Source organism: Pseudomonas sp. JDS28PS106 (assembly GCF_036706555.1).
In the GTDB taxonomy this organism is placed as follows: domain Bacteria; phylum Pseudomonadota; class Gammaproteobacteria; order Pseudomonadales; family Pseudomonadaceae; genus Aquipseudomonas.
The window spans coordinates 34,537-49,661 of the sequence record NZ_JBAJGT010000021.1 but is presented as its reverse complement, the minus strand read 5'-3'; the positions used below and the strand labels follow the sequence as shown (position 1 = coordinate 49,661).

Genomic DNA, 15,125 nt, shown 5'->3' with positions numbered 1-15,125 from the left:
AGAGCATTGGAACCACCTGATCCCATCCCGAACTCAGCAGTGAAACGATGCATCGCCGATGGTAGTGTGGGGTTTCCCCATGTGAGAGTAGGTCATCGTCAAGATTCATTCCGAAACCCCTGATTGCGCATGCAGTCAGGGGTTTTGTCTTTTCCGGGTCCTGTTTCAGAACTGCCTCCTTCGCATTCTGCTTTTGGGGCATGCAGCGGCCTATGCATTGCGGGTACGCGTGGCTATCATGCGTCCCTCATTGCCGAGCGAGACGTACATGCTGACCTTGTTAAAGCTACTGGCCGACGGCGAGTTTCATTCCGGACAAGTCCTTGGGCAGGCCATGGGCATTACCCGGGCGGCAGTCTGGAAACAGTTGCAGCAACTGGAAGCCGAGCTGGGGATAGAAACTCACAAAGTACGCGGCCGTGGCTACAGGCTTGCGCATCCCCTGTCACTGCTCGATGAAGACTCCCTGAGGAAGTTCGGTTTCCCGAGCTCGTGGTCTGCTCACCTCCAGGAAACGGTTGATTCCACTAATGCCCAGGCAGTACGCCTGGTGGCCCAGGGCGCCGATACTCCGCTCTTGGTCATGGCCGAGCAGCAGACGGCGGGCCGAGGTCGCCGCGGCCGCAAATGGGTAAGTCCGTTCGCCGAGAATCTGTACTACAGCCTGGTGCTGCGAGTAGACGGTGGAATGCGTCAGCTCGAAGGCCTGAGTCTGTTGGTAGGCCTGGCTGTCATGGAAGTCCTTCACTCGATGGGTGTCTCGAAAGCAGGTTTGAAGTGGCCGAATGATGTGCTCGTAGGTGACCGCAAGATCGCCGGCATATTGCTCGAACTGATAGGCGATCCGGCCGACGTCTGCCACGTGATTATCGGCGTGGGGATCAATGCGAATATGCGAGATTGCACCGAGGTCGATCAAGCCTGGACATCCATGTGTATCGAGCAAGGAAATCCGGTGGACCGTAACGAGCTCGCAGGAAAAATAAGCCGCACGCTTGAAGAGCTGCTGGTCCGACATCGTGTGGAGGGCTTTGCTGCCTTCCAGGAGGTCTGGGAGCGCGCACACCTCTGGCAAGGTCGAGAAGTGACTCTTCTGTCCGGAGAAAACGCTATAAAGGGCGTTGTGCTGGGCGTCGACAGGCTGGGTGCATTGCGCCTGAGCGTGGATGGCGAGGAGCGAAGCTTCAGCGGCGGCGAGCTGAGCTTGAGGTTGCGCAATGATTCTTGAGCTTGATTGCGGCAACAGTTTCATCAAATGGCGAGTCACCGGTAAGGGCGGCGTGGCGATAGTTGCGGGAGGCGTCGTTGATTCAGATCAATCCCTCCTGGAGCACCTCAAGCAGGTTCCGGACCTCAGCTTGAGCGCCTGCCGACTGGTCAGCGTGCGAAGCGAGGAGGAGACCCGCAGCCTTTGCGCGGTGCTGAACCAGGCTTTCGGTTTCGAGGCTGTATGTGCAGAGCCGGCCCAGGAGCTCGCCGGAGTCGTCAACGGATATGAAGACTACTCACGCTTGGGGCTTGATCGCTGGCTCGCGCTGGTAGGTGGGTGGCACCTGGCTCAACGAGCCTGTCTGGTGCTCGATCTAGGGACTGCGGTAACTTCCGACTTCGTGTCGCCGAGCGGCGAGCACCTGGGCGGTTTCATCTGTCCAGGCATGCCGTTGATGCGCAACCAGCTGCGAACGCACACCCGGCGCATTCGCTATGACGATGCGACAGCCGAACGGGCTCTGGCGAATTTCATTCCCGGTCGCGCAACTGCCGAGGCGGTGGAGCGGGGCTGTTCACTCATGCTCAGAGGATTCGCGGCCACTCAGGTTGATCTGGCGCGAGAATACTGGGGAAGCGATTTCTGCGTATTCGTGACAGGGGGCGACGCCGCGCTCGTGGGGGACGTGCTCCCAGATGCTCGAATCGTTCCTGATCTGGTTTTCATCGGGCTGGCATTGGCCTGTCCACTACGCTGAGGTGCACATGCGCTGGCTGTTATTGCTGCTGTTGATGCTCAATGCTTTCTACTACATCTGGCATCAGCAGGAGGCGCCGCCCAGACCCAAGGAAATCATGCCGCTGGCCATGCAGCGCAACCAGGGTCAGGACATACGGCTGCTCAGCGAGTCTCGTCCTTCCGGGCAGGCGGAGGCGCGTGAATGTCTGTATCTGGGAGGTCTTCCAGCCGAGGATCAGGTCAGGGCGATCGAGCAGCGGCTCACTAGCCTGGATGTGCAGTCGAGTTTTCATGCGCAGACGGTCGGAGCCTCTTCCGTCTATTGGCTGAAGGTACTGCCGGAGAGTCGTCGTCTGATTGGCGCCGATCTGCTGGCTCAGCTGGCCCAGGATTTCCCCCAGATAAAAAACCAAATAATGTTATGCGAAGGCATTGCATCTGCCATTTAGTTTGCATAGAATGGCGCCCGCTTCGCAGCGTGGTGTAAGTCACGCGAACGGGGTTGTAAGTGTCAACGCATGTAACCTCAAGTTTTTAATGAGAAAATGGTTGACAGAAGGGCAGCATGAGTTGAGAATGCTGCCTCGCTTAGGAGGGGTTCCCGAGCGGCCAAAGGGATCAGACTGTAAATCTGACGTCTACGACTTCGAAGGTTCGAATCCTTCCCCCTCCACCAGATTTAGCGCGATCTGCAAATCGTGCGGGTATAGTTTAGTGGTAGAACCTCAGCCTTCCAAGCTGATGATGCGGGTTCGATTCCCGCTACCCGCTCCAAGTTTGCAGCTCATGCAAAGTGTTTCGCTCTTGTAGCTCAGTTGGTAGAGCACACCCTTGGTAAGGGTGAGGTCAGCGGTTCAAATCCGCTCAAGAGCTCCATTACCGAAGGCAGATATGCAAATATCTGCCTTTGTTTTAAGCGGTCGTGCTGCCCTTGCACGGCGCTTGGCCCAGGAAGTGGCGGGTGGTTCACGGCTGCTGAAATGGGTGTTGAAAAACTCTTGTCGGGTCCGCATAATGGTCGGCCTGATTTTGTTTTAGGTCAGTAGCTCAATTGGCAGAGCGACGGTCTCCAAAACCGTAGGTTGGGGGTTCGATTCCCTCCTGACCTGCCAGATTCCCAAGATGTAATCTGGCTTTCTTTTCACAGGATCTTCGTAGATGAATCCCAAGGCTGAAGCATCGGACTCTCGCTTTGACTTGCTGAAGTGGCTCCTGGTAGTCGTTTTGGTAGTTGTCGGTGTTGTCGGTAATCAGTATTACTCTGCGCAGCCGATCCTGTATCGTGTTCTCGCTCTCCTCGTGATTGCCGCTGTTGCTGCCTTCGTTGCGCTGCAAACAGGCAAGGGCAAGGCTTTCTCCGTTCTGGCGAAGGAAGCTCGCGCAGAGATTCGCAAAGTCGTTTGGCCAACTCGCCAAGAAACCACGCAAACCACGCTGATCGTTGTAGCTGTGGTGCTGGTTATGGCGTTGCTGCTGTGGGGTCTTGATTCCCTGCTCGGCTGGCTTGTTTCCTTGATAGTTGGCTAAGGGTGTCCCGTGGCTAAGCGTTGGTACGTAGTGCATGCTTACTCGGGTTACGAGAAGCATGTAATGCGCTCGTTGATCGAGCGTGTGAAGCTCGCAGGCATGGAAGATGGCTTTGGCGAGATTCTGGTCCCCACTGAAGAAGTGGTTGAAATGCGTAATGGCCAGAAACGCAAAAGCGAACGCAAATTCTTCCCTGGCTACGTGCTGGTCCAGATGGACATGAACGAAGGCACTTGGCACTTGGTCAAGGACACGCCTCGTGTCATGGGTTTCATTGGCGGTACTGCCGATAAGCCAGCTCCCATCACTGACAAAGAAGCTGAGGCAATCCTGCGTCGCGTCGCCGACGGTAGTGACAAGCCGAAGCCGAAGACACTGTTCGAGCCGGGTGAGGTCGTTCGGGTTACCGATGGTCCGTTCGCTGACTTCAACGGTACTGTCGAAGAAGTTAACTACGAAAAGAGCCGGATCCAGGTGGCTGTGCTCATTTTCGGTCGTTCTACTCCGGTAGAGCTGGAGTTCAGTCAGGTCGAAAAGGCATAACTGAGCTGGAATCCCACACCCCGCAGTCTAAGGCTGTGGGGTTTTTTCGTCACTGGGATATACGTGTCATAAGCCGGGGAGCCTGTATTGGCGCTTGTACCCGTAATTGGAGTGCCTCATGGCCAAGAAGATAACTGCATACATCAAGCTGCAAGTGAAGGCCGCTCAGGCTAACCCTAGCCCGCCAGTCGGCCCGGCTCTGGGTCAGCACGGTGTGAACATCATGGAATTCTGCAAAGCGTTCAACGCCCGTACTCAGGGTCTTGAGCCAGGCTTGCCGACTCCAGTGATCATCACTGTCTACAGCGACCGTAGCTTCACTTTCGAAACCAAGAGTACACCTGCGTCGGTTCTGCTGAAGAAAGCAGCAGGTTTGACCAGCGGCTCGGCTCGCCCGAACACCGTTAAAGTCGGCACCGTTACCCGTGCTCAGCTCGAAGAAATCGCAAAAGTAAAAAATGCGGATCTGACTGCAGCTGACATGGAAGCGGCCGTGCGTACCATCGCCGGTTCCGCTCGTAGCATGGGCCTTAACGTGGAGGGTGTGTAATGGCTAAGTTGACCAAGCGTCAAAAGGCAATCGCTGGCAAGGTTGAAGCTGGCAAGGTCTACAACTTCGTCGACGCCGCCGCTCTGCTGGCCGAGCTGTCGACCGTCAAGTTCAGCGAGTCGGTAGACGTTGCTGTAAACCTGGGCGTTGACCCGCGTAAATCCGACCAGGTCGTACGTAGCGCTACCGTGCTGCCGCACGGCACTGGCAAGACCGTACGCGTTGCTGTCTTCACCCAGGGCCCGGCTGCCGAAGCTGCTCTGGCTGCCGGCGCCGATCGCGTTGGTATGGATGATCTGGCTGCTGAAATGAAGGGCGGCGATCTGAACTATGACGTCGTCATCGCTTCCCCGGATGCCATGCGCGTTGTCGGTCAGCTGGGTCAGGTTCTGGGTCCACGTGGCCTGATGCCTAACCCGAAAGTCGGTACCGTGACTCCAGACGTAGCCAACGCTGTCAAGAACGCCAAGGCTGGTCAGGTTCGCTACCGCACCGACAAGAACGGCATCATCCACACTTCCGTTGGCAAGGTCGGTTTCGACGCTGTCAAGCTGAAGGAAAACGTTGAAGCGCTGATCGCTGACCTCAAGCGTATCAAGCCAGCTTCGTCGAAAGGTATCTACGTCAAGCGCGTTACCCTGAGCACCACCATGGGCCCAGGCCTGGTCATCGACCAGGGTTCGCTGGACGCGTAAGACAGATCGGCACGGTACGCCGTGCCTTTCCAAGATTGGGGTCCCTGCCTGGCGGGGGCTATCCAAGACCGTAGGCGACGCAAGTCTTAAACCACAAGCCTACGCAGATGGTGCTCCCGGTTCCTTACCGAATCAGACACCAAAACGACATCTGACTCCGGTTGGATGAAACGGTAACAAGCAGGAGTTAAACCCGTGGCAATTAAACTCGAAGACAAGAAGGCCATCGTCGCTGAAGTCAACGAGGCTGCCAAAGCTGGTCTGTCCGCTGTCGTGGCTGATGCCCGTGGTGTGACAGTCGGCGCTATGACCGGACTCCGTAAAGAGGCTCGTGAAGCTGGCGTTTATGTACGTGTCGTACGTAACACCCTGCTCAAGCGCGCTGTTGCCGACACTGAATTCAGTGTCCTCAACGACGTGTTCACCGGCCCGACCTTGATCGCATTCTCCAACGAGCATCCGGGCGCTGCTGCCCGTCTGTTCAAAGAGTTCGCCAAAGGTCAGGACAAGTTCGAGATCAAGGCAGCTGCGTTCGAGGGCAAGTTCCTCGCAGCTAATCAGATCGACGTACTGGCAAGCCTGCCGACCCGTGACGAAGCAATTTCCCAGCTGATGAGCGTGATGCAAGGCGCTACCAGCAAGTTGGCTCGTACTCTGGCGGCTGTTCGCGATCAGAAGGAAGCCGCTGCAGCCTGAGGCTGAAGCATCTCCTTTCGCGTATTTTTGTTTATTTTGATGGTCGCAGAGGCCGTCCCCCAATTCAGGAAATTGAGTCATGTCCATCTCTCAAGACGATATCCTTAACGCCGTAGCTGAAATGTCCGTTCTGCAGGTTGTAGAACTGATCAAGGCTTTCGAAGAGAAGTTCGGTGTTACCGCTGCAGCCGCTTCGGCTGGTCCAGCTGCTGCTGCTGCAGTTGTTGAAGAGCAAACCGAATTCAACGTCATGCTGACCGAAGCTGGCGAGAAGAAAGTCAACGTGATCAAGGCAGTTCGTGAACTGACCGGTCTGGGCCTGAAAGAAGCCAAGGCAGTCGTTGACGGCGCTCCAGCAATGGTCCTGGAATCTGTTGCTAAAGACGCAGCAGACAAGGCCAAGGCCGCTCTGGAAGAAGCAGGCGCTAAAGTCGAGCTGAAATAAGCATCGACCTTGAGCGTCCAGCCCAAGCGTTAAGCGAAAGGCTGATGGCTGGTGGCTTTTGCCACCGGCCTTTTTCCGTTATAGACGGTCGACCAGGTCGACGTCGATAACGTGCAGGACCCACCGGTGAGGTGGCGCAAACCATGGGGTTTGCAAGATTTTTCGGCTGCTTCCGTCGGAGGGAGCCAAACAAGCAGGTGACCAAGCTGGGGAACGCTGATGGCTTACTCATATACTGAGAAAAAACGTATCCGCAAGGACTTTAGCAAGTTGCCGGACGTAATGGATGTGCCGTATCTCCTGGCCATCCAGCTGGATTCGTATCGCGAATTCCTGCAGGCGGGAGCGACCAAAGATCAGTTCCGCGACGTCGGTCTGCATGCAGCCTTCAAATCCGTTTTCCCGATCATCAGCTACTCCGGCAATGCTGCGCTGGAGTATGTGGGTTATCGCTTGGGCGAACCGGCATTTGATGTCAAAGAGTGCGTGCTGCGCGGTGTGACTTACGCTGTACCTCTGCGAGTCAAGGTTCGTCTGATCATTTTCGACAAAGAATCGTCGAACAAAGCGATCAAGGACATCAAAGAGCAAGAAGTCTACATGGGTGAAATCCCCCTGATGACTGAGAACGGTACCTTCGTCATCAACGGTACCGAGCGCGTTATCGTGTCTCAGCTGCACCGTTCGCCTGGCGTATTCTTCGACCACGACCGTGGCAAGACGCACAGCTCCGGCAAGCTGCTCTACTCCGCTCGCATCATTCCTTACCGTGGTTCGTGGCTGGACTTCGAGTTCGATCCGAAGGACTGTGTATTCGTCCGTATCGACCGTCGTCGCAAGCTGCCTGCGTCCGTGCTGCTGCGCGCGCTGGGCTACACCACTGAAGAAGTGCTCGACGCCTTCTATACCACCAACGTATTCCACGTTCGCGGCGAGAGCCTGAGCCTGGAGCTGGTGCCTCAGCGCCTGCGTGGTGAAGTTGCCGTTCTGGACATTCAGGACGACAAGGGCAAGGTCATCGTCGAGCAGGGCCGCCGTATTACCGCGCGCCACATCAACCAGCTGGAAAAAGCCGGCATCAAAGAGCTGGACGTACCTCTGGACTATGTCCTGGGTCGTACGACCGCCAAGGCCATCGTGCATCCGGCGACCGGCGAAATCATCGCCGAGTGCAACACCGAGCTGAACACCGAGATCCTGGCCAAGATCGCCAAGGCTCAGGTTGTACGGATCGAGACTCTGTACACCAACGACATCGACTGCGGTCCGTTCATCTCCGACACGCTGAAGATCGACTCTACCAGCAATCAGCTGGAAGCACTGGTCGAGATCTACCGCATGATGCGTCCAGGTGAGCCGCCGACCAAGGATGCTGCCGAGACCCTGTTCAACAACCTGTTCTTCAGCCCAGAGCGCTACGACCTGTCGGCTGTAGGCCGGATGAAGTTCAACCGTCGTATCGGTCGCACCGAGATCGAAGGTTCGGGCGTGCTGAACAAGGAAGACATCGTTGCCGTCCTCAAGACGCTGGTGGACATCCGTAACGGCAAGGGCATCGTCGACGACATCGACCACCTGGGTAACCGTCGTGTTCGCTGCGTAGGTGAAATGGCCGAGAACCAGTTCCGCGTTGGCCTGGTGCGCGTCGAGCGTGCGGTCAAGGAACGTCTGTCGATGGCGGAAAGCGAAGGCCTGATGCCTCAGGACCTGATCAACGCCAAGCCTGTTGCGGCCGCGGTGAAAGAGTTCTTCGGTTCCAGCCAGCTGTCCCAGTTCATGGACCAGAACAACCCGCTGTCCGAGATCACCCACAAGCGCCGTGTTTCCGCACTCGGCCCAGGCGGTCTGACTCGTGAGCGAGCCGGCTTTGAAGTTCGTGACGTCCACCCGACTCACTATGGTCGCGTGTGCCCGATCGAAACGCCGGAAGGTCCGAACATCGGTCTGATCAACTCCCTGGCAGCCTACGCTCGCACCAACCAGTACGGCTTCCTCGAAAGCCCGTACCGCGTGGTGAAAGACGGTCTGGTCAGCGACGAAATCGTGTTCCTCTCGGCGATCGAAGAAGCCGATCACGTCATTGCACAGGCCTCGGCTGCAATGAACGAAAAGCAGGAACTGATCGACGAGCTGGTCGCCGTACGTCACCTGAACGAATTCACCGTCAAGGCGCCGGCCGATGTGACCCTGATGGACGTTTCGCCCAAGCAGGTCGTTTCCGTCGCGGCATCGTTGATTCCGTTCCTCGAGCACGACGACGCCAACCGTGCATTGATGGGTTCCAACATGCAGCGTCAGGCTGTACCGACCCTGCGTGCCGACAAGCCGCTGGTAGGTACCGGCATGGAGCGCAACGTGGCGCGCGACTCCGGCGTTTGCGTCGTGGCTCGTCGTGGCGGCGTGATCGATTCCGTCGATGCCAGCCGTATCGTGGTTCGTGTTGCCGACGATGAAGTCGAGCCGGGCGAAGCGGGTGTAGATATCTACAACCTGACCAAGTACACCCGTTCGAACCAGAACACCTGCATCAACCAGCGTCCGCTGGTGAGCAAAGGCGATCGCGTTCAGCGCAGCGACATCATGGCCGACGGCCCGTCCACCGACATGGGTGAACTGGCACTGGGTCAGAACATGCGCATCGCGTTCATGGCCTGGAACGGCTTCAACTTCGAAGACTCCATCTGTCTGTCGGAGCGCGTCGTTCAGGAAGACCGTTTCACCACGATCCACATTCAGGAACTGACCTGTGTGGCGCGTGACACCAAGCTTGGCCCGGAAGAAATCACCGCGGACATCCCGAACGTGGGTGAAGCTGCGCTGAACAAGCTGGACGAGGCCGGTATCGTTTACGTCGGTGCCGAAGTCGGCGCGGGCGACATTCTGGTCGGCAAGGTTACCCCGAAAGGCGAAACCCAGCTGACGCCGGAAGAAAAACTGCTGCGCGCGATCTTCGGTGAGAAGGCGAGCGACGTGAAGGACACCTCCCTGCGCGTGCCAACCGGCACCAAGGGTACTGTCATTGACGTTCAGGTCTTCACCCGTGACGGCGTCGAGCGCGATGCTCGTGCACTGTCCATCGAGAAGGCCCAGCTGGACGAGATCCGCAAGGACCTGAACGAAGAGTTCCGCATCGTCGAAGGCGCGACCTTCGAGCGTCTGCGTGCTGCGCTGGTTGGCCGCAAGGTCGAAGGCGGCGCCGGCCTGAAGAAAGGCCAGGACATCACCGATGAAGTCCTGGACGGTCTGGAGCACGGTCAGTGGTTCAAACTGCGCATGGCCGAAGATGCTCTGAACGAGCAGCTCGAAAAGGCTCAGGCGTACATCGTCGATCGTCGCCGTCTGCTGGACGACAAGTTCGAAGACAAGAAGCGCAAGCTGCAGCAGGGCGATGACCTGGCACCAGGCGTCCTGAAGATCGTCAAGGTCTACCTGGCAATCCGCCGTCGCATCCAGCCGGGTGACAAGATGGCCGGTCGTCACGGTAACAAAGGTGTGGTCTCCGTGATCATGCCGGTTGAAGACATGCCGCACGACGCCAACGGTACTCCGGTGGACATCGTACTCAACCCGCTGGGCGTACCATCGCGTATGAACGTTGGCCAGATCCTCGAAACCCACCTGGGCCTTGCGGCCAAGGGGCTGGGCGAGAAGATCAACCGCATGCTCGAAGAGCAGCGTAAAGTGGTCGAGCTGCGCAAGTTCCTGACCGAGATCTACAACGAGATCGGCGGCCGCCAGGAAAACCTGGACGAGTTCTCCGACCAGGAAGTTCTGGATCTGGCGAAGAACCTGCGCAACGGCGTGCCAATGGCGACTCCGGTGTTCGACGGTGCCAAGGAACGCGAAATCAAGGCGATGCTCAAGCTGGCAGATATGCCGGAGAGCGGCCAGATGCAGCTGTTCGATGGCCGTACCGGCAACAAGTTCGAGCGTGCGGTAACCGTTGGCTACATGTACATGCTGAAACTGAACCACCTGGTGGACGACAAGATGCACGCGCGTTCCACGGGTTCGTACAGCCTGGTTACCCAGCAGCCGCTGGGTGGTAAGGCGCAGTTCGGTGGTCAGCGTTTCGGGGAGATGGAGGTCTGGGCGCTGGAAGCATACGGCGCGGCTTACACTCTGCAGGAAATGCTCACAGTGAAGTCGGACGATGTGAACGGTCGTACCAAGATGTACAAGAACATCGTGGACGGCGATCACCGTATGGAGCCGGGCATGCCCGAGTCCTTCAACGTGTTGATCAAAGAAATCCGTTCGCTCGGTATCGATATCGATCTGGAAACCGAATAACACGTGACGTGATCTGGAGCGGGGCGGCAACGCCCCCTCCTTGCTCCGCCAGGAGGAAAGGCCTTGAAAGACCTACTGAATTTGCTGAAAAACCAGGGTCAAGTCGAAGAATTCGACGCGATCCGCATCGGGCTTGCGTCGCCTGAGATGATCCGTTCGTGGTCGTTCGGTGAAGTTAAAAAGCCGGAAACCATCAACTACCGTACGTTCAAGCCTGAGCGTGACGGTCTGTTCTGCGCCAAGATCTTTGGCCCGGTCAAGGATTACGAGTGCCTGTGCGGTAAGTACAAGCGCCTCAAGCACCGTGGCGTGATCTGCGAGAAGTGCGGCGTTGAAGTCGCGCTGGCCAAGGTTCGTCGCGAGCGTATGGCTCACATCGAACTGGCTTCGCCGGTCGCTCACATCTGGTTCCTGAAGTCACTGCCGTCCCGTATCGGCCTGCTGATGGACATGACCCTGCGTGATATCGAACGCGTTCTCTACTTCGAGAGCTATGTCGTTATCGATCCGGGCATGACCACGCTGGAAAAAGGTCAGCTGCTGAACGACGAGCAATACTTCGAAGCGCTGGAAGAGTTCGGTGACGACTTCGACGCCCGCATGGGTGCGGAAGCCGTTCGTGAGCTGCTGCACGCTATCGATCTGGAGCACGAAATCGGCCGCCTGCGCGAAGAGATTCCGCAGACCAACTCCGAAACCAAGATCAAGAAGCTGTCCAAGCGTCTGAAGCTGATGGAAGCCTTCCAGGGTTCCGGCAACCTTCCAGAGTGGATGGTGCTGACCGTTCTGCCGGTTCTGCCGCCAGATCTGCGTCCACTGGTTCCTCTGGACGGCGGCCGCTTCGCGACTTCCGACCTCAACGATCTGTATCGTCGAGTGATCAACCGTAACAACCGCTTGAAGCGTCTGCTCGATCTGTCCGCTCCGGACATCATCGTGCGCAACGAAAAGCGTATGTTGCAGGAAGCTGTCGATGCGCTGCTCGACAACGGCCGTCGCGGTCGTGCGATCACCGGTTCCAACAAGCGTCCTCTGAAATCCCTGGCTGACATGATCAAGGGTAAGCAAGGTCGTTTCCGTCAGAACCTGCTCGGTAAGCGCGTCGACTACTCCGGTCGTTCGGTAATTACCGTAGGTCCGACCCTGCGTCTGCACCAGTGCGGTCTTCCGAAGAAGATGGCTCTGGAACTGTTCAAGCCGTTCATCTTCGGCAAGCTGGAAATGCGTGGCCTGGCCACGACCATCAAGGCTGCCAAGAAGATGGTCGAGCGCGAGCTGCCGGAAGTCTGGGACGTTCTCGCCGAAGTGATTCGCGAACACCCGGTACTGCTCAACCGTGCGCCTACGCTCCACCGTCTGGGTATCCAGGCATTCGAGCCGGTTCTGATCGAAGGTAAGGCGATTCAGCTGCACCCGCTGGTCTGTGCCGCGTACAACGCCGACTTCGACGGTGACCAGATGGCCGTTCACGTGCCTCTGACCCTGGAAGCTCAGCTCGAAGCTCGCGCTTTGATGATGTCGACCAACAACATCCTGTCGCCTGCGAACGGTGAGCCGATCATCGTTCCGTCCCAGGACGTTGTACTAGGTCTGTACTACATGACCCGTGAAGCGATCAACGCCAAGGGCGAAGGTCGTGTATTCGCTGACCTGCAGGAAGTGGACCGTGTGTTCCGCGCCGGCGAGGCAGCACTGCACGCCAAGGTCAAGGTTCGTATCCAGGAAACCGTCAACGATCGTGATGGTGGCAGCGTCAAGAACACCCGTATCGTCGACACCACTGTCGGCCGTGCGCTGCTGTTCCAGGTGGTTCCGGCCGGCCTGTCCTACGACGTCGTCAACCAGCCGATGAAGAAAAAGGCGATCTCCAAGCTGATCAACCAGTGCTACCGCGTGGTTGGTCTGAAAGAGACCGTCATCTTCGCTGACCAGTTGATGTACACCGGTTTCGCTTACTCGACCATTTCCGGCGTATCGATCGGCGTTAACGACTTCGTTATCCCGGACGAGAAGGCTCGCATCATCAATGCGGCCACTGACGAAGTGAAAGAGATCGAAAGCCAGTACGCTTCCGGCCTGGTCACCCAGGGCGAGAAGTACAACAAGGTGATCGACCTCTGGTCCAAGGCGAACGACGAAGTCTCCAAGGCGATGATGTCCAACCTCTCGAAAGAGAAGGTCATCGACCGCCATGGCGAAGAAGTCGATCAGGAATCGTTCAACTCGATGTACATGATGGCTGACTCCGGTGCGCGTGGTTCCGCGGCCCAGATCCGTCAGCTGGCCGGTATGCGTGGTCTGATGGCCAAGCCGGACGGCTCCATCATCGAGACGCCGATCACCGCGAACTTCCGTGAAGGTCTGAGCGTACTCCAGTACTTCATCTCGACTCACGGTGCTCGTAAGGGTCTGGCGGATACCGCACTGAAGACCGCGAACTCCGGTTACCTGACTCGTCGTCTGGTAGACGTCGCGCAGGATCTGGTCGTGACCGAAGTCGACTGCGGCACCGAACACGGTCTGCTGATGACTCCGCACATCGAAGGCGGTGACGTCGTCGAGCCGCTGGGCGAGCGCGTACTGGGCCGTGTAATGGCTCGTGACGTATTCAAGCCTGGCACCGAAGACGTCATCGTGCCGGCTGGCACCCTGGTTGACGAGAAGTGGGTCGAGTTCATCGAGCTGAACAGCATCGACGAAGTCGTCGTACGTTCGCCGATCAGCTGTGAAACCCGCTACGGCATTTGCGCCAAGTGCTACGGCCGTGATCTGGCTCGTGGTCATCTGGTCAACATCGGTGAAGCTGTCGGCGTTATCGCTGCACAGTCGATCGGTGAGCCGGGTACCCAGCTGACCATGCGTACGTTCCACATCGGTGGTGCGGCAAGCCGTACTTCGGCCGCTGACAGCGTTCAGGTGAAGAATGGCGGTACCGTCCGTCTGCACAACCTGAAGCACGTTGAGCGTGTCGACGGTCACCTGGTTGCGGTTTCCCGTTCCGGTGAGCTGGCAATTGCGGACGACTTCGGTCGTGAGCGCGAGCGTTACAAGCTGCCGTACGGTGCAGTGATTTCGGTGAAGGAAGGCGACAAGGTCGACGCTGGCTCTATCGTGGCCAAGTGGGATCCGCACACTCACCCGATCGTTACCGAGATGAAAGGTACCGTTACCTACGTAGGCATGGAAGAAGGCATCACCATCAAGCGTCAAACAGACGAATTGACCGGTATGACCAACATTGAAGTGCTCGACGTCAAGGATCGTCCAGCTGCCGGCAAGGACATTCGTCCGGCCGTCAAGATGGTCGGCCTGGATGGCAAGGATCTGCTGCTGCCGGGTACCGACGTACCTGCTCAGTACTTCCTGCCGGCTAACGCCCTGGTAGGTGTGGCGGACGGTGCACAGATCGCGATCGGTGACGTTATCGCTCGTATTCCACAGGAAACTTCGAAGACCCGTGACATCACCGGTGGTCTGCCGCGTGTTGCCGACCTGTTCGAAGCTCGTCGTCCGAAAGAGGCGTCGATCCTGGCGGAAGTCAGCGGTACCATCGCATTCGGTAAAGAAACCAAGGGCAAGCGCCGTCTGGTCATTACGCCGAACGACGGTAGCGATCCGTACGAAGAGCTGATTCCGAAGTGGCGCCACCTGAACGTCTTCGAAGGCGAACAGGTAAACCGCGGCGAAGTCATCTCGGACGGTCCTAGCGATCCGCACGACATCCTGCGTCTGCTGGGTGTGAGCGCGCTGGCCAAGTACATCGTCAACGAGATTCAGGACGTTTACCGTCTGCAAGGCGTGAAGATCAACGATAAGCACATCGAGACCATCCTGCGTCAGATGCTGCGTAAGGTCGAGATCTCCGAGTCGGGTGATTCCAGCTTCATCAAGGGCGACCAGATGGAACTGACTCACGTGCTGGTAGAGAACGAGCGTCTGAGCACCGAAGACAAGTTCATCTCGAAGTTCACGCGCGTCCTGCTGGGTATCACCAAGGCGTCGCTGTCGACTGAATCGTTCATCTCCGCGGCCTCCTTCCAGGAGACAACCCGCGTACTGACCGAAGCAGCGGTAACCGGCAAGCGCGATTACCTGCGTGGCCTGAAGGAGAACGTGGTCGTGGGTCGTCTGATCCCGGCCGGTACCGGTCTGGCGTATCACAGCGAGCGCAAGCGTCGCCGCGATATCGACAAGCCGTTGCGCGTGAGCGCAAGCGAAGTTGAAGCGGCTTTGACCGAGGCGCTCAACTCCAGCGGTAATTGAGACTGAGCCCTGATGTTTGACCCGCCGCTACCGACGACAACAGCTCGACGGTAGCGGCGGGGCGCGTCAGGGCGCTGTCTTGACTGGGGGCAGAATCCTCTTTAGACTCTTGTACCCCTAAATTTGGCGGGGCTTGCGCCCTGTCATTTGCTTTTCTTGTAAGAC

11 protein-coding genes, 4 tRNA genes and 1 rRNA gene are annotated in these 15,125 nt (G+C 57.7%); all 16 read left to right on the top strand.

The annotated features are described in order from the left end of the window. A 5S ribosomal RNA gene (gene rrf / locus TRP66_RS22715) occupies positions 1-104 on the top strand; the annotation flags it as partial. A gap of 164 nt (positions 105-268) precedes the next feature. Next, positions 269-1,228, top strand: a complete 960-nt coding sequence (birA, locus tag TRP66_RS22710; protein WP_333407658.1) for a bifunctional biotin--[acetyl-CoA-carboxylase] ligase/biotin operon repressor BirA — start codon at positions 269-271, stop codon at positions 1,226-1,228. Next, complete coding sequence (locus tag TRP66_RS22705) at positions 1,218-1,967, top strand: pantothenate kinase (RefSeq protein WP_333407656.1); 750 nt, start codon at positions 1,218-1,220, stop codon at positions 1,965-1,967. Before birA ends, TRP66_RS22705 begins: the two co-directional genes overlap by 11 nt. 7 nt (positions 1,968-1,974) lie before the next feature. Further along, complete coding sequence (locus TRP66_RS22700) at positions 1,975-2,397, top strand: hypothetical protein (RefSeq protein WP_333407654.1); 423 nt, start codon at positions 1,975-1,977, stop codon at positions 2,395-2,397. A 142-nt stretch (positions 2,398-2,539) separates the two neighbouring features. Continuing rightward, a tRNA-Tyr gene (locus tag TRP66_RS22695) sits at positions 2,540-2,624 on the top strand. A 24-nt stretch (positions 2,625-2,648) separates the two neighbouring features. Next, positions 2,649-2,722, top strand: a tRNA-Gly gene (locus TRP66_RS22690). Positions 2,723-2,748: 26 nt separating this feature from the next. Next, positions 2,749-2,824, top strand: a tRNA-Thr gene (locus tag TRP66_RS22685). 160 nt (positions 2,825-2,984) lie between these two features. Next, positions 2,985-3,060 (top strand) — tRNA-Trp (locus tag TRP66_RS22680). Positions 3,061-3,106: 46 nt separating this feature from the next. Beyond that, entirely contained in the window at positions 3,107-3,475 is a 369-nt protein-coding gene (gene secE, locus TRP66_RS22675; protein ID WP_333407652.1) for a preprotein translocase subunit SecE, read from the top strand. A 9-nt stretch (positions 3,476-3,484) separates the two neighbouring features. Then, entirely contained in the window at positions 3,485-4,018 is a 534-nt protein-coding gene (gene nusG / locus TRP66_RS22670) for a transcription termination/antitermination protein NusG (protein WP_002555501.1), read from the top strand. A gap of 118 nt (positions 4,019-4,136) precedes the next feature. Then, on the top strand, positions 4,137-4,568 hold the full coding sequence (gene rplK / locus TRP66_RS22665) for a 50S ribosomal protein L11 (protein WP_081569201.1): 432 nt from the start codon (positions 4,137-4,139) through the stop codon (positions 4,566-4,568). Next, the gene (gene rplA, locus TRP66_RS22660; RefSeq protein ID WP_333407645.1) at positions 4,568-5,263 is read left to right on the top strand and encodes a 50S ribosomal protein L1; all 696 of its coding nucleotides are present in this window, start codon (positions 4,568-4,570) and stop codon (positions 5,261-5,263) included. The genes rplK and rplA overlap by 1 nt, the downstream gene beginning before the upstream one ends. A 195-nt stretch (positions 5,264-5,458) precedes the next feature. Continuing rightward, positions 5,459-5,959: a 50S ribosomal protein L10 gene (gene rplJ, locus TRP66_RS22655; protein ID WP_333407643.1), complete on the top strand. Its 501-nt coding sequence runs from the start codon at positions 5,459-5,461 to the stop codon at positions 5,957-5,959. Positions 5,960-6,038: 79 nt separating this feature from the next. After that, complete coding sequence (gene rplL / locus TRP66_RS22650) at positions 6,039-6,404, top strand: 50S ribosomal protein L7/L12 (protein WP_333407641.1); 366 nt, start codon at positions 6,039-6,041, stop codon at positions 6,402-6,404. Positions 6,405-6,623: 219 nt separating this feature from the next. Continuing rightward, entirely contained in the window at positions 6,624-10,697 is a 4,074-nt protein-coding gene (gene rpoB, locus TRP66_RS22645) for a DNA-directed RNA polymerase subunit beta (RefSeq protein ID WP_333407639.1), read from the top strand. Between the two features lie 63 nt (positions 10,698-10,760). Next, positions 10,761-14,960, top strand: a complete 4,200-nt coding sequence (gene rpoC / locus TRP66_RS22640; RefSeq protein ID WP_333407637.1) for a DNA-directed RNA polymerase subunit beta' — start codon at positions 10,761-10,763, stop codon at positions 14,958-14,960. Positions 14,961-15,125 lie beyond the last annotated feature (165 nt).

Coding starts and splice junctions, on each gene's coding strand:
- birA (WP_333407658.1), top strand. CDS start 269: ATGCTGACCTTGTTAAAGCTACTGGCCGACGGCGAGTTTCATTCCGGA.
- TRP66_RS22705 (WP_333407656.1), top strand. CDS start 1,218: ATGATTCTTGAGCTTGATTGCGGCAACAGTTTCATCAAATGGCGAGTC.
- TRP66_RS22700 (WP_333407654.1), top strand. CDS start 1,975: ATGCGCTGGCTGTTATTGCTGCTGTTGATGCTCAATGCTTTCTACTAC.
- secE (WP_333407652.1), top strand. CDS start 3,107: ATGAATCCCAAGGCTGAAGCATCGGACTCTCGCTTTGACTTGCTGAAG.
- rplK (WP_081569201.1), top strand. CDS start 4,137: ATGGCCAAGAAGATAACTGCATACATCAAGCTGCAAGTGAAGGCCGCT.
- rplA (WP_333407645.1), top strand. CDS start 4,568: ATGGCTAAGTTGACCAAGCGTCAAAAGGCAATCGCTGGCAAGGTTGAA.
- rplL (WP_333407641.1), top strand. CDS start 6,039: ATGTCCATCTCTCAAGACGATATCCTTAACGCCGTAGCTGAAATGTCC.
- rpoB (WP_333407639.1), top strand. CDS start 6,624: ATGGCTTACTCATATACTGAGAAAAAACGTATCCGCAAGGACTTTAGC.